We start from the raw sequence: 23311 nt of genomic DNA, 5'->3' as shown, positions 1-23311 counted from the left end.
CCGCCAATCCGCAGGCGCCGCGCCGCTCGTACCTGTCGCTGCTGGACTGGAAGGAGCGGTGGATCGACACCGGCCGCAAGGCCCTGCCGCACGCGCCGGCGCAGCTGGAGATGCTGGCGCTCGAAGCGAGCCTGGAGCGGATCGAGGCCGCGGGGCTCGACACGGTGACCGCCCGGCACGCGCTCGCGGCGGCCGCGACCCGCGCGGGCACGCTGGCGCTGGGCGGCGGCCTCGCCCCGTACGTACGCGATCCGGCCGCCGCGGCGCCGGTGGCCACGACGCTGCGTACCCCTGCGGGAGTGGACGCGGCCGAGCTGGTGGGGAAGGTCCTGGCGGCCGGTCCCGCGCTGCCGGTCGTCGCGGGCGGCGGCGCGCTGGCCGGGGAGATGATCCGGGTCAACCACTACGGTCCTGACGCCACCCGGGAGACCGTGCTGTCCTGTCTCGACGCGCTGGGCGCCGCGCTCGCCGAGGCGGGCGCCGACGTGGACAGGAAAGCCGCAGCGGATGCGGTCGCCGATATGTGGCGGTAGCATCCTGCAATTAAAGAACGCGTTAAAGTGCGAATACCGGAAGGTGTTTTACCCTGCGCAGTTTCCCGTATTCTTCTGCCCGCTTTTCATTCTCTTAAACGCTAAAGTTTCAACAGGATGATCAGCGGGTTTCGGACATGTCTCGCGGGCGTTACCCATATGTGACCGAGTCCACAGGTAGGACCGTTCTGACCAGGCATGTCCGACTAAATTACCCCAACCTGCCACCAGCGGACCCCGGTGGTGGACCCCGTGCGTTAACACAACGACGGCGTTCGCCCAACCCCTGGCGACGATGCATCTTTTGAATTTGCTAGGTAAATTAAATCTGCATGACCCCCGCACAAGCAGACCTTGCAGGTGCCAGCAGCGAATTCGCCCATTCCTTCGGGATCGACACCCCACGAGTGGAGGACGGAGCCGCGCTCTGGCGCATCGCCCGCGACTCCGAGGTCCTCGACCTCAACTCCTCGTACAGCTACTTGCTGTGGTGTCGTGACTTCGCCACCACGTCCGTCGTCGCCCGCGACGACGGCGGAGACCCCGTCGCCTTCGTCACCGGATACATCCGGCCCGAACGGCCCAAGATCCTCGTCATCTGGCAGGTCGCCGTGGACGCGGCCCACCGGGGCAAGGGACTGGCGGGGACCCTCCTGGACGAGCTCACCGGCCGGGTCGCCAGGGAGCTGGGAATCACTTCGATCGAGACGACCGTGACCCCCGACAACACCGCTTCGGACCGGATGTTCACGGCCTACGCGGCGCGCCACGACGCGATCCTGGACCGGGAGGTGCTCTTCCACGGCGGGATGTTCCCCGACGAGGGACACCAGCCCGAGGTGCTCTACCGCATCGGTCCCCTCTCGTTCTGAGCCGCGGTTCCGGTCACCTGTGACCCTGTGTGACCAGGACCGCACCGAGCCATGCCCCGCGCCCGCCCGACCACCACCGGGCGCGTTCGCTCCGACTTCCCTCACTCTCCGTTCACCCCATCGGCAGGAGACTCCTGTGACCATCACCCCGCCCGCCCTGAGCGTCTTCGAGACCCTTGAGTCCGAGGTGCGCAGCTACTGCCGCGGCTGGCCCGCCGTGTTCGACCGCGCGCAGGGCAGCCGACTCACCGACGAGGACGGTCATAGCTACCTCGACTTCTTCGCCGGCGCCGGATCACTCAACTACGGCCACAACAACCCGGTACTCAAACGGGCGCTCATCGACTACATCGAACGGGACGGCATCACGCACGGCCTCGACATGGCGACGACCGCCAAACGGGCCTTTCTGGAGTCGTTCCAGAACGTGGTGCTGCGCCCGCGCGACCTCCCGTACAAGGTCATGTTCCCCGGCCCGACCGGCACCAACGCGGTCGAGTCGGCGCTGAAGCTGGCCCGCAAGGTCAAGGGCCGCGAGTCGATCGTCTCGTTCACCAACGCCTTCCACGGCATGTCGCTCGGCTCGCTCGCCGTCACCGGCAACGCGTTCAAGCGGGCGGGGGCCGGGATCCCGCTGGTGCACGGCACGCCGATGCCGTTCGACCACTACCTGGACGACCGGACCCCCGACTTCCTCTGGTTCGAGCGGCTGCTGGAGGACCAGGGCTCCGGGCTGAACAAGCCGGCCGCCGTGATCGTCGAGACGGTCCAGGGCGAGGGCGGCATCAATGTCGCGCGCCCCGAGTGGCTGCGTGAGCTGGCCGCCCTGTGCCAACGGCAGGACATGCTGCTGATCGTCGACGACATCCAGATGGGCTGCGGCCGTACCGGTGCCTTCTTCTCCTTCGAGGAGGCGGGCATCACACCGGACATCGTGACGCTTTCGAAGTCCATCAGCGGGTACGGGCTTCCTATGTCGCTCTGCCTGTTCAACCCGGAGCTGGACATCTGGGAGCCGGGCGAGCACAACGGCACGTTCCGCGGCAACAACCCGGCCTTCGTCACGGCGGCCGCCGCGCTCAACACCTACTGGGCCGACGGGCAGATGGAGAAGCAGACCATCGCCCGCGGTGAGCAGGTCGAGCAGGCGCTGGCCGCGATCTGCGCCGAGAACGCCGAGGAGACCGTCGAATTCCGGGGCCGCGGCCTGGTCTGGGGCCTGGAGTTCGCCCACAAGAGCCGGGCGTCCGCCGTCTGCGCCCGCGCCTTCAAGCTCGGCCTGCTGCTGGAGACCTCAGGCCCGCAGAGCGAGGTGGTGAAGCTGCTTCCGCCGCTCACCGTCACGCCCGACGAGCTGGACGAGGGCCTGCGGACGCTGGAGCGCGCCGTACGCGAAACGGCGTAAGCGCGCCTGTCGCACGGCCCGGCCAGGGGATTCACAGAAGAGAAAGGCACGAACACACCGTGATCGTCCGATCGTTCAAGGATGTCGAGAACACCGACCGGCACATCGTGGCCGCGTCGGGCACCTGGGAGAGCAAGCGCATCGTGCTTGCCAAGGAGAAGGTCGGCTTCTCGCTCCACGAGACCGTCATGTACGCGGGCACGGAGACGTCCATGTGGTACGCCAACCACATCGAGGCGGTCCTGTGCGTGGAGGGCGAGGCCGAGGTCACCGACGACGAGACCGGCGAGGTCCACTGGATCACGCCCGGCACGATGTACCTGCTGAACGGACACGAGCGCCACACCGTCCGGCCGAAGACCGACTTCCGCTCCATCTGCGTGTTCAACCCGCCGGTGACCGGGCGGGAGGAGCACGACGAGAACGGCGTCTACCCGCTGATCACCGAGGAGGGCTGACCATATGACCACCGCACCCGTACGTACCGACCTCTACCCCACCCGTGGGGCCACCGAGCTGACCACCCCCCGCCAGGACCCCGTCGTCTGGGGCGCCCCCGACGCACCGGGACCGATCGAGCCCGCGGAACTGGGCTCGTTCGAGCGGGACGGCTTCCTCAGCGTCGAGCAGCTGATCGGCCCCGACGAGGTCGCGCTGTACCGCACCGAGCTGGAGCGGCTCATCAACGACCCGAAGGTACGGGCCGACGAGCGCTCGATCGTGGAGCCCAAGACGCAGAACGTGCGCTCCGTCTTCGAGATCCACCGCATCAGCGAGATCTTCGCCGGGCTCGTACGCGACGAGCGGGTCGTCGGCAGGGCCCGGCAGATCCTCGGCTCGGACGTCTACGTCCACCAGTCGCGGGTCAACGTCAAGCCGGGCTTCGGCGCCTCCGGGTTCTACTGGCACTCGGACTTCGAGACCTGGCACGCCGAGGACGGCCTGCCGAACATGCGGGCCGTGTCGGTCTCGATCGCGCTGACCGAGAACTTCGAGACCAACGGCGGTCTGATGATCATGCCGGGGTCGCACAAGTCGTTCCTGGGCTGCGCGGGCGAGACGCCCAAGGACAACTACAAGCAGTCGCTGCAGATGCAGGACGCCGGCACGCCGTCGCACGAGGCGCTGACGACGATGGCCGACGCGCACGGCATCAAGCTCTTCACCGGCAAGGAGGGCTCGGCCACCTGGTTCGACTGCAACTGCATGCACGGCTCGGGTGACAACATCACGCCGTACGCGCGCAGCAACGTCTTCATCGTGTTCAACAGCGTGGAGAACACGGCGCAGGAGCCGTTCGCGGCGCCGGTGCCGCGGCCGGACTTCATCGGGGCGCGGGACTTCACGCCGGTGCGCTGAGGTAACGGGAGCCGCTGTCACGAAGGCGCGGGACCGGTCGTCACGACCGGTCCCGCGCCTTCGGTGTGCGGTCGGGCTTCGGGTTGTCAGCCGGTCAGCGCCGGGTAGTCGGTGAAGCCCTTCTCGTCGCCGCCGAAGAAGGAGGCCGAGTCGGCGGCGTTGTACGGACCGCCGGCCTTGAGCCGCGCGGGCAGGTCCGGGTTGGCGAGGAACAGCACGCCGTACGAGATGAGGTCGGCGACGCCGTCCTCGATCAGCACCAACTCGTCCGGGCTGGTGGGCCCTTCGGTCTTGGCGTTGAGGATGAGCGTTCCGGAGAACGACTTGCGCAGGGTGAGCGTCAGATCGCGAGTGTTCTCGACGAGGTGCACATAGCCGAGACCGATCGGCTCCAGCTCCCGCACGAGCGCGATGTACGTCTCGTCGGGGTCGGGCTCGGTGATGTCGTTGAGGGGGTTGCCGGGCGACAGCCGGATCGCGGTGCGCGCGGCGCCGATCTCGGCGGCGACGGCGCGGGCGACCTCGACGGCGAACCGGATACGGCCCTCGACGGAGCCGCCCCACTCGTCGGTGCGGTGGTTGCTGCCGGGGGCCAGGAACTGGTGGATCAGATAGCCGTTGGCGCCGTGCAGCTCGACCCCGTCGAATCCTGCCTCGATCGCGTTGCGGGCGGCGGAGACGAAGTCGGCGATCGTCCCGCGCACCTCGTCCGCCGTCAGCTCGTGCGGGGTGACGAGGTCCTTGGGGCCGTCGTGCAGATAGACCTTGCCCTGGGCGGCGACGGCGGAGGCGCTGACCGGGATCAGACCGTCGGGCAGCAGGTCGGGGTGGCCGATCCGGCCCGCGTGCATGATCTGCGCGAAGATCTTGCCGCCCTTGGCGTGTACGGCGTCGGTGACCTTGCGCCAGCCCGCTATCTGCTCCTCGCTGTGCAGCCCCGGGGTGTCCGGGTAGCCCTGGCCGATCACGGAGGGCTGGATCCCCTCCGTGATGATCAGACCGGCGGACGCGCGCTGCGCGTAGTACTCGGCCACGGCATCGGTCGGCACATGACTCGGGCCGTACGAGCGGCTGCGGGTCATGGGGGCCATGGCGATGCGGTTGGCGAGCTGCGTACCCGAGAGGTCGATCGGGTCGAACGCGGTGGTCATAAAAGCTCTCCCTGAGGGCTCACAGATATATGGTCGGCCAAGTAATCAACCGCGTGTCACCCTAACGCATTCCTTGGGCGACCAAGTTAGGCTCGGCCCATGACCTCCGACGACCCTGCCTGTCCGGATACGCCGCTCCTCCCCGCCGCCACCAGCGGCGGCCCGCTGAGCGACGCGCTCTCCCGGGTGGCCCGGCTGCACCGCGCGACGGCGGGCAAGCTGCTGCGCTGCACGGGCCTCTACCCGGGCCAGGAACTGCTGATGAAGCTGTTGTGGGAGGCGGGCCCCGTCCGCCAGTCCGAGCTGATCAGGACGATGGAGCTGGATCCTTCGACGGTCACGAAGATGCTGCAACGCCTCGAACAGACCGGTCATGTGCGCCGTCACCCCGACCCGGTCGACCGGCGCGCCGTCCTGGTCGAGGCGACGGAGGACGGCTGCGCGCTGCGCCCGGCGGTCGAGGCTGCCTGGTCGCGCCTGGAGGAGCGGACCCTGGCGGGGCTCGACGCGGCCGAGCGCAGCGAACTGGGCAGGCTGCTGGCGAAGGTCGAGGGCAATCTCTGCACCGCCGCGCAGGACTGCCCGTCGGATCAGCCGGCCAGGACGTCCAGCGCCCTGTCGACGTCGGCGGCCGAGTTGTAGAGGTGGAAGGACACGCGCAGATTGCCCGCGCGTACGGAGACATCGACCCCCGCGGCGCGCAGGTCCGGCTCGCGGTGGCCGAGACCGGGGACGGCCACGACCACCGAGTCGCTGTCCACGGGCGGCAGGCCGAGCCGGCCAAGACCTGCCCGGAAGCGGTCCGCCAGCGCGGTGCCGTGCGTGTGCAGCGCTTCGATCCCGACCTTCTCCAGCAGCGCCAGGGACTGCTCGGCCCCGTGGTAGGCGAGGAAGGCCATCGGCTCGTCGAACCGGCGTGCCGAGTGGGCCAGTTCGCCGATCGGGCCGTACGTGCTCACCCACGGGTCCTCGCCGGCGACCCACCCCGCGTGAATCGGCCGCAGCTCCCGCTGCGCCTCTTCCGTCACCGTGAGGAACGCGGTGCCGTGCGGGCAGAGCAGGAACTTGTAGCCGGCGGTGACGGTGTAGTCGAACGTCCCCGCGTTGAGCGGCAGCCAGCCGGCCGACTGGGTGGTGTCCACGAGCGTCCTGGCGCCGTGCGCCGCCGCCGCTTCCCGTACGGCGGCGAGGTCCGCGCTCCTGCCGTCGGCCGACTGGACCGCCGAGAAGGCCACGAGAGCGGTGTCCGGCCGGATCGACTGCGCCAGCTTCTCCAGCGGCACATACCGTGTCCGCAGCTCGTCACGGACGACGAACGGGTTGACGAGTGAGCTGAACTCCCCTTCGGGAACGAGGACTTCGGCGCCCGGCGGCAGCGAGGCCGCGATCACCGCGGTGTGCACGGCGACCGAACTGCCGACGGCGACACGTCCTTCGGACACGCCCACGAGCCGCCCGAAGGACGCCCGCGCCGCGTCGACCACCTCGAACCCGGTGTCACCCCCGGTCGCCCGCCCGGCCGCCTTCTCCTCGGCGAGTGCCTGAATGGCCGCGACGGCCCTGCGCGGCAGCAGGCCCGTCTTGGACGTGTTCAGATAGGTCAGCTCCGGCGCGAACTCGTCGCCACACAGGGTGTCCATGTCGAGATCCATGACTCCACCCTGCGATCGTGGCCGCCGCGGAGTCAATCTCGAATCCCTGAACAGCACCCCGTAGCAGCGCTTATGAGTGCGCGCGGGCCTCCCACGCCTGCTCCAGGGCCTGGGTGAACAGCTCGGCCGGCTGGCCGCCCGAGACGCCGTACTTACGGTCGAGCACGAAGAACGGCACCCCGTTCGCGCCGAGTTCGGCAGCCTCGCGCTCGTCGGCCCGTACCTCGTCGGCGTACGCGTCGGGATCGGCGAGCACCTTGCGTGCCTCCTCCGCGTCGAGCCCGGCCTCGACCGCGATCTCCACCAGGATGTCGTGGTCGTAGACGGACCGCTCCTCGGCGAAGTTGGTCCGGAAGGCCAGGCTCAGGAACTCGTCCTGCTTGCCACGCGCCTTGGCGAACTGCACCAGCCGGTGAATGTCGAAGGTGTTCCCGGCGTCCCGCCCGTCGATCCGGTAGCCGAGCCCCTCGGAGCGCGCGTTGGAGGCAACGTGCTCCTCCATGGACCGCGCCTCCTCCTTGCTCCGGCCGAACTTCTTCGCGATCAGGTCGACCACCAGACCGGCGTCGCTCTCGGCCTTCGGATCAAGCTCGAAGGCCCGGTGCACGACCTCCACGTCATCCCGGTGGGCAAAGGCCGCAAGCCCCTTCTCGAAGCGCGCCTTGCCGATGTAGCACCAAGGGCAGGCGATGTCGCTCCAGATCTCGACGCGCATGATTCCGCTTCTCTCCACAGTCCCGGGAAGCCGCACGGTCACCCTTCGCACTCCGACGATCACCGCACGCAGCGAAGGCCCCCTCCGCCGCTACGGGAACACCCGGAACACACGGACTCATTCCCCACCGGCGCGGGCTCGCTGCGGCCCGTCACCGGCGAGGTGTTCGAAGGACTCGACCGGATCGGGGACGCCCATCGGCTGATGGAGTCGAACACCCACACCGGCAAGATCGTGGTGACCGTGCGGCACTGACCATCCGCACGGTCACCACTCAAGCCCGGGGGGACCTCAGCGCTCCCCTGGCGAACCTCAGTGCTCCGGGCGGTCGTCCACGCGGCGCGGCAGGCCCAGTTCGTTCTCGTCGCGCAGCTCGGGCGGGAGCAGCGCCGGCGGGGTCGACTGGTACGAGACCGGGCGCAGCCAGCGCTCGATCGCCGTGGCGCCGACCGAGGTCGAGGTGGACGTCGTCGCCGGGTAGGGCCCGCCGTGCTGCTGGGCGGGGGCGACGGCGACCCCGGTCGGCCAGCCGTTGACCAGGACGCGGCCCGCCAACGGGGTCAGCTCGGCCAGCAGTTCGGCCGCGCCCTCCTCGGTGCCCGCGCCCTCGGCCTCGCTCAGTTGGAGCGTCGCCGTGAGATTGCCGGGGAGCCGGTCCAGTACGGCGGTGATCTCGGCGGTCGAGGTGTAGCGGGCGACGACCGCGACCGGGCCGAAGCACTCCTCCAGCAGCAGGTCGTGCTCGCCCGGCTCGGTGAGCAGGTCGGCGGGGAGGGTGAGGAAGCCGGCGCTGACGGTGTGTTCGCCGCCGGCTCCGGGGGTGATCGGGGCCTCGACACCGGGCAGCCCGGCCCGCTCGCTGACGCCGGCGACGAAGGCGTCGCGCATCCGGTGGTCGAGCATCACACCCGGCTCGGTCTCGCTGACCGCCTTCGTCAGCGATTCGAGCAGCCGGTCCCCCGCCTCGCCCGCGGGGGCCAGCACGAAACCGGGCTTGGTGCAGAACTGCCCCTCGCCCAGGGTCATCGACCCGGCGAGTCCCGCGCCGATCTGCTCGGCGCGCTCGGCCGCCGCCGAAGCGGTGATCACGACGGGGTTGAGGGAGCCCAGCTCGCCGTGGAAGGGGATCGGCTCGGGCCGCGCCGCCGCCGCGTCGAACAGCGCCCGGCCGCCCCGTACGGAACCGGTGAAGCCCGCGGCGCTGACCAGCGGGTGCTTGACCAGCTCCACGCCCGCGTCGAAGCCGTGCACGAGGATCACGATGTCCTCGGGCAGGCCGACCTGGACCGCCGCCCTGCGCAGCACGGAGGCGCAGATCTCGGAGGTCGCCGGGTGGTCGGGGTGCGCCTTGACGACGACGGGGCAGCCCGCGGCGAGCGCGCTCGCGGTGTCACCGCCGGGGACGGAGAAGGCGAACGGGAAGTTGCTCGCCGCGTAGACGGCGACGACACCGAGCGGCACCTTCCAGCGGCGCAGGTCCGGCCAGGGCGGGGTGCGGGTCGCGTCGGCGTGGTCGATCCGGATGTCCAGGAAGGCGCCCTCGTCGACCACATCGGCGAAGGCCCTCAACTGCGCGCTGGTGCGGGCGAGTTCACCGGTGAGCCGGACGGGACCCAGTGCGGTCTCGGCGTCGGCCGCCTCGATCGCGTGCTCGCTCGTCGCGTCGAGCAGATCGGCCGTCGTACGCAGCAGCGCCGCCCGGACGGTGCGGTCGGCGAGCGCCGGCCTGGCGGCGTACGCTCTGCGCACCGCGCGGTCGACCTCCTCGGAGGTCGCCTCGTCGGCGACCTGTTCCCGTGGCTTCCCCGTTCGGGGGTCGACACTCCAGACTGGTGATGCTGCCACCGCGGCTTCCTTCCTGGCTTTCGGACCTCTGCCATCCAGCAGGTTTTGTTCGGTATTCTGAACAAGATTCCTGATGGTGAATCTGTGAGAACTCTATTTCCGGCCGTTCTGCGGGGTCAAGGGCGGCCAAGGGTGGTCAAGAAGGGGCGAACGACGATGTCGGCTGTGGAATCCGGTGGGGCACAAGTCAAGTCCGCGGTACGGACGGTCGAGTTGCTCGAATACTTCGCCGGCAGCCCCGGTATGCACTCGCTCGCCGCCGTCCAGGAGGCCGTCGGATATCCGAAATCCAGCCTCTACATGCTGTTGCGCACCCTGGTCGAGCTGGGCTGGGTGGAGACGGACGCGACAGGCACACGCTACGGCATCGGGGTGCGCGCACTGCTGGTCGGTACCTCGTACATCGACGGTGACGAGGTCGTCGCCGCGGCCCGGCCCACCCTGGACCGGCTCTCGGACGACACGACGGAGACGATCCACCTGGCGCGGCTCGACGGCACGAATGTCGTCTATCTCGCGACCCGCCAGTCGCAGCATTATCTGCGCCCTTTCACCCGGGTCGGCCGCCGGCTGCCCGCCCATTCCACCTCGCTGGGAAAGGCGCTGCTCGCCACCCACAGCGACGAGCAGGTGCGCAAAATGCTCCCGGAGACGCTGGCCGGGCTCACCGAGCACACGATCACCGACCGGGAGAAGCTGATCGAGGAGCTGCGTACGGTTCGGGAGCAGGGGTACGCGGTGGACCGCGAGGAGAACACCCTGGGCCTGCGCTGCTTCGGCATCGCGATCCCCTACCGCACGCCCGCGCGCGACGCGATCAGCTGTTCCGTACCGGTGGCGCGGCTCACCCCCGGCCATGAGCAGATGATCAAGGACACCTTGTTCGACGCCCGCGACCGGCTCACGCTCGCCACCCGGAGGCTCTGATGGACGTCACACTGCGCGAGGTCGAGGCGGCGGACCTGCCGCTGTTCTTCACCATGACGCAGGACCCCGAGGCCAACAGGATGGCCGCCTTCACCCCCGCCGACCCCTCGGACCGCGAGCGCTTCGACGCCCACTGGGCCAAGATCCTCGCCTCGGCCGATGTGCTGCGCACCGTGCTGGCCGACGGCGAGGTGGTGGGGAACGCGGCGGTGTACGGGCCGCCGGGTGAGCGCGAGGTGACGTACTGGATCGACAAGGCGCACTGGGGCCGGGGCATCGCCAGCGCCGCGCTGCGCGAACTGCTCGAACTGGTCCCCGAGCGGCCGATGTTCGGCAGGACGGCCGCCGACAACGCGGGCTCGCTGCGGGTCATGCTCAAGTGCGGCTTCGAAGTCACCGGCAGCAACCGCGACTTCGCCATGGGGCGCGGCGAGGAGATCGAGGAGCTGATCCTCACCCTCGAAGGGTGAGCGCGCGAGCCCGGAAGCGTGAGCGCGGGCAACTCTCCCCCGCCCTTCAATAGTTGACGTCGTGTCGCGGTCCGCTGTGCGAGTTCCGGCGGATCGCGTTCAACTTCTTGACGTGTCGGCAACAACGCCGCAATCATCTGCTCACCCAGAGAGCGCTCTCTCGGGATTTGGCGACCACTAGGAGACGCCATGCAGAGCAGTTCCCCCCTCTCGATGACCAACGGCAGAAGATCCCTGATCCTGGCCGTGGTCGTCGCTGTCCTCGCGAGCCTGGCTCTCGCCCTGAACGGAAACACCCCCGCCAAGGCGGCGGGCACCCTGCTCTCGCAGGGCAAGACGGCGACGTCGTCGTCCGTCGAGAACGCCGGCACCCCCGCCTCCGCCGCGGTCGACGGCAACGCGGGGACCCGCTGGTCCAGCGCGGCCGCCGATCCGCAGTGGATCCAGGTGGACCTGGGTGCCACCTCGTCCATCTCCCAGGTCACGCTCAACTGGGAGGCCGCGTACGCCAAGGCGTTCCAGATCCAGACGTCGACCGACGGCACCAACTGGACGAGCATCTACTCGACCACCACGGCCACCGGCGGCAACCAGACGCTGAACGTGACCGGTTCGGGCCGCTACGTGCGCCTGACGGGCACCCAGCGCGCCACCGCCTACGGCTACTCCCTCTGGGAGTTCCAGGTCTACGGCGGCACCGGGTCGAGCGGCGCCGGCTGCAGCACGACCAACGCGGCGCTCAACAAGCCCGCCACCGCCTCGTCGACCGAGAACGCCGGTACGCCGGCCACGTCGGCCGTCGACGGCAACGCGGGCACCCGCTGGTCCAGCGCGCCCGGCGACCCGCAATGGCTGCGGGTCGACCTCGGCTCCAGCCAGTCCATCTGCGGGGTCCAGCTGAGCTGGGAGGCGGCGTACGCCACCGCGTACCAGATCCAGTCCTCCACCGACGGCACCAACTGGACGACGCTGCACAACACCACCACGGGCGCCGGCGCCACCGAGCTGATCACGCTCACCGGCACCGGCCGCTACATCCGGGTGTACACCACGGCCCGTGCGACCCAGTACGGCGTCTCCCTCTGGGAGTTCCAGGTCTTCACCACCGGCGGCGGTGGCACCGACCCGGGCGGTCCGACGGACCCGCCCGGCGACTCCAAGCTGCTGTCGTACAACAAGCCGGCCACCGCGTCGACGTACCAGGACGCCAACAGCTGCGTCGGCTGCACCCCGGCCAAGGCGTTCGACCACGACCCGGCCACCCGCTGGGCCACCAGTGACAGCAACGGCTGGGTCGACCCCGGCTGGATCAGTGTCGACCTGGGCGCCACCGCGCACATCACACAGGTCGTCCTCCAGTGGGACCCGGCGTACGCGACGGCCTTCCAGATCCAGACGTCGGCCGACGGCAACAACTGGACCAGCATCTACTCCACGACGACCGGCAAGGGCTTCAAGCAGACCCTGAACGTCGACGGCAACGGCCGCTACGTGCGGATGTACGGCACCGCGCGCAGCAACGGCTACGGCTACTCGCTGTGGGACTTCGACGTGTTCGGCACGGGCGGCAACCCGACAGCGCCGCCCGCCGCGCCGCCGGCGCCCAACAACCCGCCGAAGCTGGTGTGGAGCGACGAGTTCAACGGCGCCGCCGGCACCAAGCCCGACACGGGCAAGTGGACGCAGGACACCGGCCGCGGCCAGAACGGCGAGCTGGAGACCTACACCAACGGTGACAACACCAACATGGACGGCGCGGGCAACCTCGTCATCGAGGCGAGGAAGGAGGCCGACGGCTCGTACACCTCGGGCCGTATCAACACCTCGGACCACTTCAACTTCGCCTACGGGCACGTCGAGGCGCGGATCAAGGTGAGCGGCACGCAGGGTCTGTGGCCCGCGTTCTGGATGCTCGGCTCGAACTTCAAGTCCGGCACTCCGTGGCCGAACTCGGGTGAGATCGACATCATGGAGCACGTCGGCAAGGTCGCCGACTCGGTGTACTCCACGCTGCACGCGCCCGCCTACAACGGCGGTGGCGGCTACGGATCTCCGTACACCGTGGCGGGCAGCGACTTCGCCTCCGCCTTCCACACCTACGCCGTGGACTGGGACGCCAGCCACATGACGTTCTCCGTCGACGGCAAGGCGTTCTTCACCGCCGACAAGGCGACGGTGGAGGCGACCAGGGGCCCGTGGGTCTACGACCACCCGTTCTACCTCATCCTCAACAACGCGGTGGGCGGTGACTGGCCCGGAAACCCGGACGCCTCCAGCGTCTTCCCGCAGAAGATGCTGATCGACTACGTGCGGGTCTCGCAGTGAGAGAAGTGCGCCAACCAGCAAGGTGACGAACGGGTTTCGGCGTGGTGACGCGCCGTCAAGTAGTGAAGGCGCCCGCACATGGCCTCCTGTCATGTGCGGGCGCCACCGTCGGAAGCACTGTCTTCGCTGACGAGAGAGGCACACCCCCCCATGCCCTACTTGAGGTCGCGGCTCGCGGCCCTCATAGGTTTTCTGATGGTGGCGGCCCTGATCGGGGCTCCCCAACTCGCTTCGGCCGCCGGCCCCGTCCTGCTCTCGCAGGGCAAGGCGGCGACGGCCTCCTCCACCGAGAACGGCGCGTTCCCCGCGTCCGCCGCCGTCGACGGTGACCCCGGTACCCGCTGGTCGAGCGCGGCGGCCGACCCGCAGTGGCTGCGCGTCGACCTCGGCTCCAGCCAGTCCATCAGCAAGGTCGTACTGAACTGGGAGACCGCCTCGGCGAAGGCCTTCCAGCTCCAGACCTCGACGGACGGCACCAACTGGACCACGATCTACACGACTTCGGCCGGTCCTGGCGGCAATCAGACGCTCACCGTCGCCGGCACCGGACGCTACGTCCGGGTCTACGGCACCCAGCGCTCCACCCCGTACGGCTACTCCCTCTGGGAGTTCCAGGTGTACGGCGGCGGCTCGGGGCCCAGTGACGTGTGCGGTACGACGACGGCGGCGCTCGGCAAGCCGGCCACCGCCTCGTCCGTGCAGGACGCGAGCTTCACCGCGGGCGCCGCCTTCGACGGCAACGCGGCGACCCGCTGGTCCAGCGCCGCCACCGATCCGCAGTGGCTCCAGGTCGACCTGGGCGCGGCGACCGAGATCTGCGGCGCGCAGCTGACCTGGGAGGCCGCGTACGCGAAGGCGTACCAGATCCAGACGTCGAACGACGGCACCAACTGGACCACCGGCTACTCGACCACCACCGGCGCGGGTTCCACCGAGAACGCGAGCTTCACCGCCACCGCCCGGTACGTACGGATGTACGGCACGGCGCGGGCCACCCAGTACGGCTACTCGCTCTGGGAGTTCACCGTGCTGACGCCGGGCGGCACGGCTCCGCCGTCCGGCGGTAACGGCGACTGCCCGTGGGCGGGCTCCAACGCCCCGGTGGCGACGCGGGTTTCGCAGGTGCTCGCCGAGATGACGCAGGCGCAGAAGATCTCGCTGCTGCACGGCAACGGCAACGCGTCCCCGTACATCGGCAACCTGTCCGGCATCCCCTCGCTCTGCATCCCCGACGTGGGCTTCCAGGACGGGCCGAGCGGGGTCGGTGACGGGATGGGCGGCGTGACCCAGCTGCCGTCGGCCGTCGCTTCGGCCGCGACCTGGGACACTGGCCTTGAGCAGCAGTACGGCGCCGTGGCCGGGAACGAGTTCGCCGGCAAGGGCGCGGGTGTGGCGCTCGGCCCGACGCTGAACATCGTGCGCGACCCCCGCTGGGGCCGGGCCTTCGAGACGTTCAGCGAGGACCCGTACCTGACGTCGGCGATGGCGACGTCCAATGTGCAGGGGCTGCAGAGCCAGGGTGTGATGGCGCAGCCCAAGCATGTGGCGGTCTACAACCAGGAGACCAACCGCAACGGCCCCGCGGACAACGCGATCGTCTCCACGCGGACGCTCCAGGAGATCTATCTGCCGGGCTTCCAGTCCGTGGTGAGCAAGGGCGCCGCGGCCTCGGTGATGTGCGGATACGCCACGGTCAACGGTGACTTCGACTGTGACAGCGGCTATCTGCTGAACACCGCGCTGTACCAGCAGGCGGGCTTCGGCGGGTTCGTCACCAGCGACTGGGGCGGCGCCCACTCGACGGTGAAGGCCGCCAACAACGGCATGACGGTCGAGATGCCCGGCGGGTACTTCTACGCCGACTTCCTGGCCCAGGCGCTGGCCAGTGGCCAGGTCAGCCAGGCGACGCTGAACACCATGGTGGGCCGGGTGCTCACCCAGATGTTCTCGTTCGGCCTCTTCGACAAGCCGCACACCGGTTCACCGACGGCCACGGTCACCACGGACGCGCACAAGGCCACCGCCCGGCAGGTCGCCGAGCAGGGCAGTGTGCTGCTGAAGAACAGCGGGATCCTTCCGCTGTCGACGGCGACGACGAAGTCCATCGCCGTCCTCGGCGCCGACGGTGGCGCGGGCGTGCAGTCCGTGGGCGGCGGCAGTGCCACCGCCACCAGCTCGGGCACGATCTCACCGCTGGACGGCATCAAGAACCGCGCGGGCTCGGGGGTGAACGTCCAGTTCAACGACGCCACCGACATCGGCGCAGCGGTGGCGCTCGCGAAGAGTTCCAACGTCGCGATCGTCTTCGCCAGTTATGGCGAGAACGAGGGCACGGACCTCACCGGCATCGATCTGCCGGGTCAGCAGAACTCGCTGATCACACAGGTCGCGGCGGCCAACCCGAACACCATCGTGGTGCTGCACACCGGCTCGGCGGTGACCATGCCGTGGCTCGGTTCGGTCAAGGGCGTGGTGGAGAACTGGTACGCGGGCCAGGAGGTCGGCAACGCGCTGGCCAGGCTGCTGTTCGGGGACGCCAACTTCTCCGGCAAGCTGCCCGTCACGTTCCCCAAGAGCCTGGCGGACGTACCCGCGCACACCACGGCGCAGTGGCCAGGCAACGGGTCGAACGTGCAGTACTCGGAGGGACTTGACGTCGGGTACCGCTGGTACGACGACAAGAACATCGAGCCGCTCTTCCCGTTCGGCTACGGCCTGTCGTACACGTCGTTCGCCTTCTCCGGGCTCCAGGTCGGCGCCCCCGACGGCAGCGGCAACGCGACGGTGACGGCGACCGTCACCAACAACGGCTCCCGGGCGGGGGCCGAGGTGGCCCAGCTGTACGTGGGCGCCCCCGCGTCGACGGGCGAGCCGGCCAAGCAGCTCAAGGGGTTCCAGCGGATCGACCTCCAGCCGGGGGCGAGTCAGCAGGTCCGCTTCACCCTCACCGCGCACGACCTGGCGTACTGGTCGGACTCGGCGAACAACTGGACCACGGCCGCCGGTGCTTACCGGATCTCGGTCGGTGACTCGTCGAGGAACCTCCCGCTGACCGGCACGCTCAACGTCGGCGCCACGCTCACCGCGAAGACCGTCACGGGTCAGGCGAGCGCCGCGGGCAAGGCCGTCACCATCAGCAACCCGCACGGCATGAGCAGCATCGCCGACAGGGCGGTACGGCTGCCGGTCACCGCGAAGTCCACGTCCGCGGCTGCCGCGGTCACCTTCACAGCGACCGGTCTGCCGGCCGGTCTCACCATCAGTCCGGCGGGTGTGATCTCCGGGACAGCGACCTCACCGGGGACGAGGACGGTCACCGTCACAGCCACCGACAGCGGCACGGGCGCCACCGACAGAGCGAGCTTCGTATGGACAGTGAGCTGAGAGGAAGTCAGATGCCCAGCAGAAGAAACGTTCTCGGATGGGCGGCCGCGCTCGCGGCCGCCCCGGCCCTGGACTTCGCGTTGAGCACGACGGCGTCGGCGGCTGGACCGCTGCCGATCACCATCGTCAACAGCACGGGTTCGTACGCCAATTCGGCGATCTGGATCTATGTCGTCGGCACCAACACCTCGGGCCAGCAGTGCTACGTGCGGGCCGACGGCGTCCAGGTGCCGGTCTCGCCGGGGCTCAACGGGCCCGACGGGTACGCCGATCTGGCGATCCCGTTCAGCGGTTCCGGCAACGCCCTGGTCAATCTGCCGTACATGTCCGGGCGGATCTACTTCTCGCTCGGCGCGAAGCTGAAGTTCCGGGTGGTCACCGACGGCAACGGCAACTCGGCGCTGCAGTACCCGGCGGCCTGGGTCACCACCGACCCGAGCTACCAAGTGCTGCACGACTGCATGGAGTTCACGTACAACAGCACCGGCATGTACTGCAACATCACCTTCGTGGACATGTTCAGCGTCCCGATGGCGATCCATCTGGTCGGCAACTCCGACCAGACCACCGGCACGCTCAAGCCGGGCGGCCGTGACGCGATCTTCTCGGCGATCAGGGCGCTGCCCGACTTCGCCCGGCTGGTCAGCGCCAACGGGCTGCGGGTGCTGGCCCCCGGCCACGGCATCGAGGGCGGTCTCTTCTCGTCCACGTACTACGACCCGTACATCACCCAGGTGTGGGACACGTACGCGAGCCGTGATCTGAACGTCAAGATCAACGCCACCACGTACACCGGCCGGGTCTCCGGCGGGGTGCTGCGCTTCAACAACGGCGTCGCGCCCATCCCCAAGCCCAGCACGCTGGACGTCTTCTACTGCAACGGCGCGCTCAGCGCGCCCAACGACGGGCTCTCCGGGCCGGTGGCCGCGCAGCTCGGGGCGGCGTTCAACCGCTCCACCCTGCGCGACAACGCCAACCAGCCCGTCACCGATCCGGCGCAGTACTACCGGCAGCCCATCAGCAACCACTTCTCGCGCGTGCTGCACGAGAACAGTGTCAACGGCAAGGCGTACGGCTTCCCGTTCGACGACGTCGGCGACCAGGCGTCGTACATCCAGGACAACGCGCCACGGTCCATGACACTGACGCTGACCCCGTTCGGGGCTGGCGGTCCCACCGATCCGCCGCCCACCACGACGCTGCTGTCGACGGGCCGTCCGGCCACCGCGTCCTCCACGGAGAGCGCCGCTTTCGCGGCGTCGGCCGCGGTGGACGGCAACGCCGGCACCCGCTGGTCGAGCGGGTTCGCGGACCCGCAGTGGCTCCAGGTGGACCTGGGCTCGGTGCGGTCCGTCAGCCGCGTACGGCTCAACTGGGAGGCCGCGTACGGCAAGGCGTACCAGATCCAGACGTCCACCAACGGCTCGACGTGGACGTCCGTCTACAGCACGACCGGCGGTGACGGCGGCACGGACGATCTGACGTTCACCGCCACCGACGCCCGTTACGTCCGCTTCTACGGGACGCAGCGGGCCACCCCGTACGGCTATTCCCTCTGGGAGCTGGAGGTGTACGGCCGGTAGCCCCGGCCCGAACTAAGACCTGCCCGCGCCCCGATGTAGGTCAACCGCCCGATGCCGGGCCCCGGTCCTCAGATGCCACTGTGCGCTTCTGACGATCAGAACCGGCGACCGGAAAGCGGGTGGGGCGTGGTGTGGAGCGGCGGGGGCGTACTGAAGGACCGCGATGCCGGGCTGTATCTGTCCGGTGTGGTCGTGTCAGGCTTCGGTACGTCCTCGCTCTGGCTCGCCGCCGGTATCTGGGTCAAGTCCCTCACCGGATCGGACAGTCTGGCGGCGCTGACGGTCTTCGCGATGTGGGCGCCGACGCTGGTCGGCCCGCTGCTGGGCACGGTCGCCGACCTGATGCCCAGGAAGCCCCTGCTGATCTGGTGCAATCTCGCACTCGCCGCCCTGCTGGCCGCGCTGTTCGCCGTCGACTCGGCGGGCCGGGTGTGGATCGTGTTCGGTGTGCTGTTCGTGTACGGAGCCGCCGGGGTCGTCCAGGACGCCGCCGAGGCGGCCCTGGTGGCGACGGCGGTCGACGCCCGGCTGCTCGCGGACTTCAACGGGCTGCGGATGACGGCCAACGAGGGCATGAAGCTCGTCGCGCCGCTGGCGGGCGCGGGGCTCTACACCCGGTTCGGCGGTCCGGCCGTCGCCCTCCTCGACGCGCTGACCTTCGTCCTGGCCGCCGGGGTCTTCGCGCTGATGCGGGTCCGGGAGGAGAAGCCGGCCCGGCAGCCGCCGGGTGCCTGGCTGACCGGGACGGCGGAGGGCGTCCGGCGGCTGCGGGACACCCCTGCCGTGCGGCCCCTCGTGCTGGCCGCCGCGCTGACCCTGCTGCTCGCCGGGTTCAACGGCGCGATGAGCTTCGCCGTCGTGGACCGGGGCCTGGGCCGGGAACCCGCGTTCCTGGGGCTGTTGTCGGCGGTGCAGGGCGCGGGTTCCGTGGCCACCGGGCTGTTGGCGGGGCCGCTGCTGCGGCGGCTGCCGGAGCGGCGGTTCGGCGCCGCGGGGATCGCGCTGTTCGCCGTGGGCCTCGCGCTGCGGGCGGTGCCGTACGACGCGCCGGTGCTCGCCGGGTCGTTGGCCGTGGGACTCGGTCTGCCGGCCGTGCTGATCGCGGCGATGACGGCGGTGCAGCGCGAGATCCCGCCCGCCGTGCTCGGCCGTACCGCCGCCACCGCGGGCACGGTGATGTTCGCGCCGAACGCGGTGGCGCTGGCGCTCGGCGCCGGGCTGCTCACCGTCGTACCGTTCACCGCCGTTCTGCCGACGGCCGGTGCGGGCGCGCTGCTGACGGCGCTCGCGCTCAACGCAGGCTGGAGAGCGCGGCCTTGACGGACTCCAGATCGGCGTCCGACGCCAGCCCCGCGTGGTACAGCCGCAGTTCGTCCGCACCGAGGGCCGCGGCGCGCGCCGCGTCCTCGGCGAGGGTGCCGGGGCTGCCGCCCATGCCGCTGACGACCGTGAAGTTGGCGGCGAGCACGGTCGACGGGGTGGCGTGGGCGGCGAAGGGGGTCAGCATCGTCTCGGCGGCGCCGCCCGTGCAGGGCAGCACGACCCCGTCGGCGACGGCCAGGATGTGCGCCGGGTCGACGCCCGCGTTGGCGCCGGTGTGGTGCGCGGCCGGATCGGCGTGCAGCAGCACCTGGAAGCCGGGGGGCGCGGCGGCTCGTACGGCGGCGACCGCCTGCTCCTGGAGGTCCCGGGCCACCTGGCCGCGTCGGTCGAGGGTGACGGCGGCGAGTTCGGCGCCGATCAGCTTCTCGATGCCCGCCCTGCCGCTCGCTCCGCCGGGTGTGGCGTCCCCGGCCCAGACGGGTTCGAGCGCGCTCCGTACGGCGGCGGCGAGCCGGTCGGGGTCGGTGTCGAGGTCGGCGTATCCGGCGCGGCAACTGGCGCAGAAGCAGAGCGACATCAGGTACTGCGCCGCTTCGCCGAGGCCGACACCGGCGATCTTGTCGTGGGCGTGCAGATGCGCGAGCCCGTACCAGCCGCAGGACTCCAGCTCGGTCCCGCGCGCGCCGGGCCGTACGGCGGCCTCGGCCGCGAGATCGACCAGGTACCGGACGACGGCGGGCTGCGCGACACAGGGCGCCCAGGGGTAGCGGTCGCCGTACGCGTTGACGACGGACGTGGCCGGATGTTCGGCGCCGAGGCGGGAGTTGTGGGCGAGCACCACCCAGGTGTGCACGTCGAGCCCGGCGTCGGAGAGGGCGGCGGCCGCCTCGCCGTACGCGTCGCCGGGTGCCCAGTCCCCCGACGGGTACGGACGCGGCTCGCGGCCCGCCCAGCGGGTCTCGTCGGCGGGGTAGAGCACGGCGGCGTGCTCGGCGGTGACGACGCGGTGGCGCGGATGGCGCGGGGTGAGCGCGCGGGTGGAGTGGTAGGCGGCGGCCAGGGTGACCTGCTGGACGCCGAGACCGGCGATCCTCGCTGCCGCTTCCGGGTCCCCCACGACGTCCCAGGGGTAGACGAACGCGGAGGCCTTCACGCGCCGTCCTTCGCCGGGCTCTCCTCCAGCAGCGCCCGGCCGCGTTCGACGAGCGTCGAGAGCGCCTTGACGTGGTCGGGCAGCGGTTCGCCCAGCGGCGGCCGCACCTCGCCGACGTCCAGTCCGCCGAGCCGTACGCCCGCCTTGACGAGCGAGACGGCGTAGCCGCGGCCCTGGTTGCGCAGTTCGACCAGCGGCACGTAGAAGCAGTCCAGCAGCCGGTTGACGGTCGTGTCGTCGCCGGTGGCGAGCGCCCGGTAGAAAGCGAGGGCGATGTCGGGGGCGAACGCGAAGACGGCGGACGAGTAGAGCGTCACGCCGATGCCGCGGTAGGCGAGGCCGGTGAGTTCGGCGGTGGGCAGGCCGTTGAAGTACAGGAAGTCGCGCCCCGGCTCCGCCGTGCGGACGGCGCTGAGGATGCGCTGCATCAGGTCGAGGTCCCCGACGCCGTCCTTCAGGCCGATGATGCCGTCGACACGGGAGAGCGCGACGACGGTCTCCGGGGTGAAGACAGCGTTGTCGCGCTGGTAGACGATCGTCTCCAGGGAGGTGGCGGCGGCGAGCGCGGTGTAGTGGCGCAGCAGGCCCTCCTGGTCGGCGACGACCAGATAGGGCGGCATCGCGAGCAGTCCGTCGGCGCCGGCCCGCTCCGCGAGCTCGGCGTACTGGACGGCGAGCGCCGTGCCGTACCCGGCGCCGGCCACGACGGGCACCCGCCCGGCCGTCTCCTCGACGGCCGCCGCGACGCAGGCGCCGAACTCGTCGGGGGTGAGAGCGTGGAACTCGCCGGTGCCGCAGCACGCGAAGACGGCCGCGGCGCCCGCTTCGACGCCCTGTCTCACATGGGCGCGGAAGACGTCGAGGTCGAGGCCGCCGTCCGGTCCGTACGCGGTGACGGGGAAGAACAGCGGCCCGTCGACCCGGGTGAGTCGAGCGGCGAGCGGGGCTGTGGTCACGGAAGCTCCCTGGCCGTGCGCCGAGCCCGGAAGCCCGTGCACAGTTCTGATCGATGTCCATATCTCTGAACGGAACCACGCTAGGGCAGCCGCGCGGGGCAGGTCAAGACAGGATCGGCCAACCCCCGGACGGATTCGCACCCCGCGCGCGACACTTGACGCTGCTCGCCAGCCCTCCCTAGCGTGTCCATACATGTGAATTCCGTCTACGCATCTGAGCGCATATTCGCGCAGCCGAGGAGCCGCCCCCCATGCCAGCACCGCGCACCGTCCTGCTCACCGGCGCAGCAGGCGGCCTCGGCACCCTGATGCGGGGCCTGCTGCCCGCGTACGGCTACGAACTCCGCCTCTTCGACGCCACCCCCATAGAGGGCGAGCCGGACGCCGTGACGGCCGATCTCGCGGACAAGGAAGCGTTGCGCGAGGCCGTCGAGGGGGTCGACGCGGTCATCCATCTCGCCGGCATCTCCCTGGAGGCGTCGTTCGACAAGATCCTGCGCTCCAACATCGAGGGCACGTACAACCTGTACGAGGCGGCGCGCGCCGCCGGTGTCCCGCGCGTGGTCAACGCGTCGAGCAACCACGCGGTCGGCTTCACGCCCCGCCCGCAGGGCGACGATCCGCTGATCCCCGTCGACACGCCGCGCCGCCCGGACACGTACTACGGCCTGTCCAAGTGCTTCGGCGAGGATCTCGCCCAGCTCTACTGGGACCTGCACGGCCTGGAGAGCGTCTCCGTGCGGATCGGCTCCTGCTTCCTGGAGCCGACGACCGTGCGCATGCTCTCGGTCTGGATGAGCCCGGGTGACGGCGCCCGGCTGTTCCACGCCGCACTGACGGCCGAGCAGGTCGGGCACACCGTCGTCTACGGCTCGTCGGCCAACACCCGGCTGTGGTGGGACCTGTCGACGGCGCGGGCGCTCGGGTACGAGCCGCAGGACGACTCGGAGCAGTACGCGGACAAGCTCATCGCCGAACAGGGCGAACTGGACCCGGACAACCCCGACCACGCGCACCTCGGCGGCCACTTCACCACTCATCCGCCGCAATGGCCGTACTGACGTTCGGATTACGAGGCGCCGAAAGTAAGGGAACGGCAAAGCGGGGTCGTTCGTTACGTCTGGCATGACAGCTATGACCCCCGGCTCGAACATCCCGCTTCCCACCGCACATGTGGCGGTGGATGTCGCCGGGCCCGTGCGGCTCGACGTCTCGGGCCTGCTGCTCACCGCCGACGGCAAGGTGCGCTCGGACGACGACTTCATCTTCTTCAACCAGCCGGCCGGCCCCGGCGTGAGCTACCGCTCGGGCGGCGGCTCGGCGCCGGACGCGATCGTGGTCGACACGGGCGCGGTCCCGGCGGGCATCGAGAAGATCGTCATCACCGCGAGCCCGGACGCGGCGGGCCAGAGCTTCCAGGGCATCGAGCCCACCGCCACCGTCCGCGACAGCGGCAATGGAACCGTGCTCGCCACCTTCACCCCGCCGCAGCTCGGCGCCGAGACGGCGCTGGTGATCGTGGAGATCTATCTGCGCAACGGCGCCTGGAAGGTCCGTGCCGTCGGCCAGGGGTACGCGAACGGGCTCGCCGGTATCGCCACGGACTTCGGCGTATCGGTCGAGGAGCCGGCCGCGCAGGCCGCACCGCCGGCCCCCGC

General features: G+C 70.1%; 20 protein-coding genes and 1 pseudogene. 15 read left to right on the top strand and 6 right to left on the bottom strand.

Going from position 1 to position 23311, the window contains the following annotated elements; genetic code table 11:
• The 5 genes and pseudogenes from HY68_RS45360 to thpD form a co-directional block, all read left to right on the top strand.
• A pseudogene (locus HY68_RS45360) lies at window positions 1-533 on the top strand (alanine--glyoxylate aminotransferase family protein); the annotation flags it as partial.
• A 332-nt stretch (window positions 534-865) separates the two neighbouring features.
• Window positions 866-1405: a diaminobutyrate acetyltransferase gene (gene ectA, locus HY68_RS20725; protein ID WP_078863700.1), complete on the top strand. Its 540-nt coding sequence runs from the start codon at window positions 866-868 to the stop codon at window positions 1403-1405.
• Between the two features lie 136 nt (window positions 1406-1541).
• Window positions 1542-2810, top strand: coding sequence for a diaminobutyrate--2-oxoglutarate transaminase (ectB, locus tag HY68_RS20720; RefSeq protein ID WP_041991012.1), 1269 nt, complete (start codon window positions 1542-1544; stop codon window positions 2808-2810).
• Window positions 2811-2869: 59 nt separating this feature from the next.
• A complete protein-coding gene (locus tag HY68_RS20715) occupies window positions 2870-3268 on the top strand; it encodes an ectoine synthase (RefSeq protein WP_041991010.1) in 399 nt (132 codons plus the stop codon).
• 4 nt (window positions 3269-3272) lie between these two features.
• The gene (thpD, locus tag HY68_RS20710) at window positions 3273-4169 is read left to right on the top strand and encodes an ectoine hydroxylase (protein WP_041991008.1); all 897 of its coding nucleotides are present in this window, start codon (window positions 3273-3275) and stop codon (window positions 4167-4169) included.
• An 86-nt stretch (window positions 4170-4255) separates the two neighbouring features.
• Here the strand turns inward: thpD and HY68_RS20705 are convergent, their stop codons facing one another.
• The gene (locus HY68_RS20705; protein ID WP_041991006.1) at window positions 4256-5320 is read right to left on the bottom strand and encodes an alkene reductase; all 1065 of its coding nucleotides are present in this window, start codon (window positions 5318-5320) and stop codon (window positions 4256-4258) included.
• A 99-nt stretch (window positions 5321-5419) separates the two neighbouring features.
• Here HY68_RS20705 and HY68_RS20700 point away from each other — a divergent pair, with 99 nt between their 5' ends.
• On the top strand, window positions 5420-5962 hold the full coding sequence (locus HY68_RS20700; RefSeq protein ID WP_041991003.1) for a MarR family transcriptional regulator: 543 nt from the start codon (window positions 5420-5422) through the stop codon (window positions 5960-5962).
• On the opposite strand, the gene HY68_RS20695 is transcribed toward HY68_RS20700, so the two are convergent.
• Window positions 5911-6960: an aminotransferase class V-fold PLP-dependent enzyme gene (locus tag HY68_RS20695; protein ID WP_241778631.1), complete on the bottom strand. Its 1050-nt coding sequence runs from the start codon at window positions 6958-6960 to the stop codon at window positions 5911-5913. The two genes, HY68_RS20700 and HY68_RS20695, sit on opposite strands and share 52 nt — an antisense overlap.
• 82 nt (window positions 6961-7042) lie before the next feature.
• Window positions 7043-7687 (bottom strand): DsbA family oxidoreductase, encoded by a 645-nt coding sequence (locus tag HY68_RS20690; protein ID WP_041990999.1) that lies wholly within the window; start codon window positions 7685-7687, stop codon window positions 7043-7045.
• Between HY68_RS20690 and HY68_RS46220 the strand changes: the two genes are divergently transcribed.
• The gene (locus HY68_RS46220) at window positions 7574-7942 is read left to right on the top strand and encodes a zinc-binding dehydrogenase (RefSeq protein WP_078863970.1); all 369 of its coding nucleotides are present in this window, start codon (window positions 7574-7576) and stop codon (window positions 7940-7942) included. The genes HY68_RS20690 and HY68_RS46220 overlap by 114 nt on opposite strands.
• A gap of 57 nt (window positions 7943-7999) precedes the next feature.
• On the opposite strand, the gene HY68_RS20685 is transcribed toward HY68_RS46220, so the two are convergent.
• A complete protein-coding gene (locus HY68_RS20685) occupies window positions 8000-9532 on the bottom strand; it encodes an aldehyde dehydrogenase (NADP(+)) (RefSeq protein WP_041990998.1) in 1533 nt (510 codons plus the stop codon).
• 156 nt (window positions 9533-9688) lie between these two features.
• Between HY68_RS20685 and HY68_RS20680 the strand changes: the two genes are divergently transcribed.
• From HY68_RS20680 to HY68_RS20655, 6 genes are all read left to right on the top strand, one after another.
• Complete coding sequence (locus HY68_RS20680) at window positions 9689-10459, top strand: IclR family transcriptional regulator (protein ID WP_041990997.1); 771 nt, start codon at window positions 9689-9691, stop codon at window positions 10457-10459.
• A complete protein-coding gene (locus HY68_RS20675; RefSeq protein WP_041990996.1) occupies window positions 10459-10929 on the top strand; it encodes a GNAT family N-acetyltransferase in 471 nt (156 codons plus the stop codon). The genes HY68_RS20680 and HY68_RS20675 overlap by 1 nt, the downstream gene beginning before the upstream one ends.
• Before the next feature lie 189 nt (window positions 10930-11118).
• A complete protein-coding gene (locus tag HY68_RS20670; protein WP_241778630.1) occupies window positions 11119-13254 on the top strand; it encodes a discoidin domain-containing protein in 2136 nt (711 codons plus the stop codon).
• A 150-nt stretch (window positions 13255-13404) separates the two neighbouring features.
• Window positions 13405-16638, top strand: a complete 3234-nt coding sequence (locus HY68_RS20665; RefSeq protein WP_052457146.1) for a glycoside hydrolase family 3 C-terminal domain-containing protein — start codon at window positions 13405-13407, stop codon at window positions 16636-16638.
• A gap of 11 nt (window positions 16639-16649) precedes the next feature.
• Window positions 16650-18221: a beta-1,3-glucanase family protein gene (locus tag HY68_RS20660; protein ID WP_063779664.1), complete on the top strand. Its 1572-nt coding sequence runs from the start codon at window positions 16650-16652 to the stop codon at window positions 18219-18221.
• 126 nt (window positions 18222-18347) lie between these two features.
• Entirely contained in the window at window positions 18348-19541 is a 1194-nt protein-coding gene (locus HY68_RS20655; protein ID WP_041990995.1) for an MFS transporter, read from the top strand.
• Here the strand turns inward: HY68_RS20655 and HY68_RS20650 are convergent.
• Both HY68_RS20650 and HY68_RS20645 read right to left on the bottom strand, forming a co-directional pair.
• The gene (locus HY68_RS20650) at window positions 19513-20697 is read right to left on the bottom strand and encodes a hypothetical protein (RefSeq protein WP_041990994.1); all 1185 of its coding nucleotides are present in this window, start codon (window positions 20695-20697) and stop codon (window positions 19513-19515) included. The two genes, HY68_RS20655 and HY68_RS20650, sit on opposite strands and share 29 nt — an antisense overlap.
• Window positions 20694-21653 carry a 5-dehydro-4-deoxyglucarate dehydratase gene (locus HY68_RS20645; RefSeq protein ID WP_041990992.1) on the bottom strand — a complete coding sequence of 320 codons (960 nt, stop codon included), beginning with the start codon at window positions 21651-21653 and terminating at the stop codon, window positions 20694-20696. The genes HY68_RS20650 and HY68_RS20645 overlap by 4 nt, the downstream gene beginning before the upstream one ends.
• Window positions 21654-21904: 251 nt before the next feature.
• On the opposite strand from HY68_RS20645, the gene HY68_RS20640 reads away from it, so the two are divergent.
• Both HY68_RS20640 and HY68_RS45350 read left to right on the top strand, forming a co-directional pair.
• Complete coding sequence (locus HY68_RS20640; protein WP_041990990.1) at window positions 21905-22714, top strand: NAD(P)-dependent oxidoreductase; 810 nt, start codon at window positions 21905-21907, stop codon at window positions 22712-22714.
• A 73-nt stretch (window positions 22715-22787) separates the two neighbouring features.
• On the top strand, window positions 22788-23311 hold a 524-nt coding region (locus HY68_RS45350), incomplete at its 3' end, for a TerD family protein (protein WP_241778781.1).

Origin of the sequence: Streptomyces sp. AcH 505 (genome assembly GCF_000818175.1) — a bacterium.
Taxonomy (GTDB): Bacteria; Actinomycetota; Actinomycetes; order Streptomycetales; family Streptomycetaceae; genus Streptomyces.
This window is presented reverse-complemented; position numbering and strand designations above follow the sequence as displayed.

Coding starts and splice junctions, on each gene's coding strand:
- HY68_RS20680 (WP_041990997.1), top strand. CDS start 9,689: ATGTCGGCTGTGGAATCCGGTGGGGCACAAGTCAAGTCCGCGGTACGG.
- ectA (WP_078863700.1), top strand. CDS start 866: ATGACCCCCGCACAAGCAGACCTTGCAGGTGCCAGCAGCGAATTCGCC.
- HY68_RS20705 (WP_041991006.1), bottom strand. CDS start 5,320: ATGACCACCGCGTTCGACCCGATCGACCTCTCGGGTACGCAGCTCGCC.
- HY68_RS20640 (WP_041990990.1), top strand. CDS start 21,905: ATGCCAGCACCGCGCACCGTCCTGCTCACCGGCGCAGCAGGCGGCCTC.
- HY68_RS20700 (WP_041991003.1), top strand. CDS start 5,420: ATGACCTCCGACGACCCTGCCTGTCCGGATACGCCGCTCCTCCCCGCC.
- HY68_RS20695 (WP_241778631.1), bottom strand. CDS start 6,960: ATGGACACCCTGTGTGGCGACGAGTTCGCGCCGGAGCTGACCTATCTG.
- thpD (WP_041991008.1), top strand. CDS start 3,273: ATGACCACCGCACCCGTACGTACCGACCTCTACCCCACCCGTGGGGCC.
- HY68_RS20660 (WP_063779664.1), top strand. CDS start 16,650: ATGCCCAGCAGAAGAAACGTTCTCGGATGGGCGGCCGCGCTCGCGGCC.
- HY68_RS20665 (WP_052457146.1), top strand. CDS start 13,405: ATGCCCTACTTGAGGTCGCGGCTCGCGGCCCTCATAGGTTTTCTGATG.
- HY68_RS20675 (WP_041990996.1), top strand. CDS start 10,459: ATGGACGTCACACTGCGCGAGGTCGAGGCGGCGGACCTGCCGCTGTTC.
- HY68_RS20670 (WP_241778630.1), top strand. CDS start 11,119: ATGCAGAGCAGTTCCCCCCTCTCGATGACCAACGGCAGAAGATCCCTG.
- HY68_RS20690 (WP_041990999.1), bottom strand. CDS start 7,687: ATGCGCGTCGAGATCTGGAGCGACATCGCCTGCCCTTGGTGCTACATC.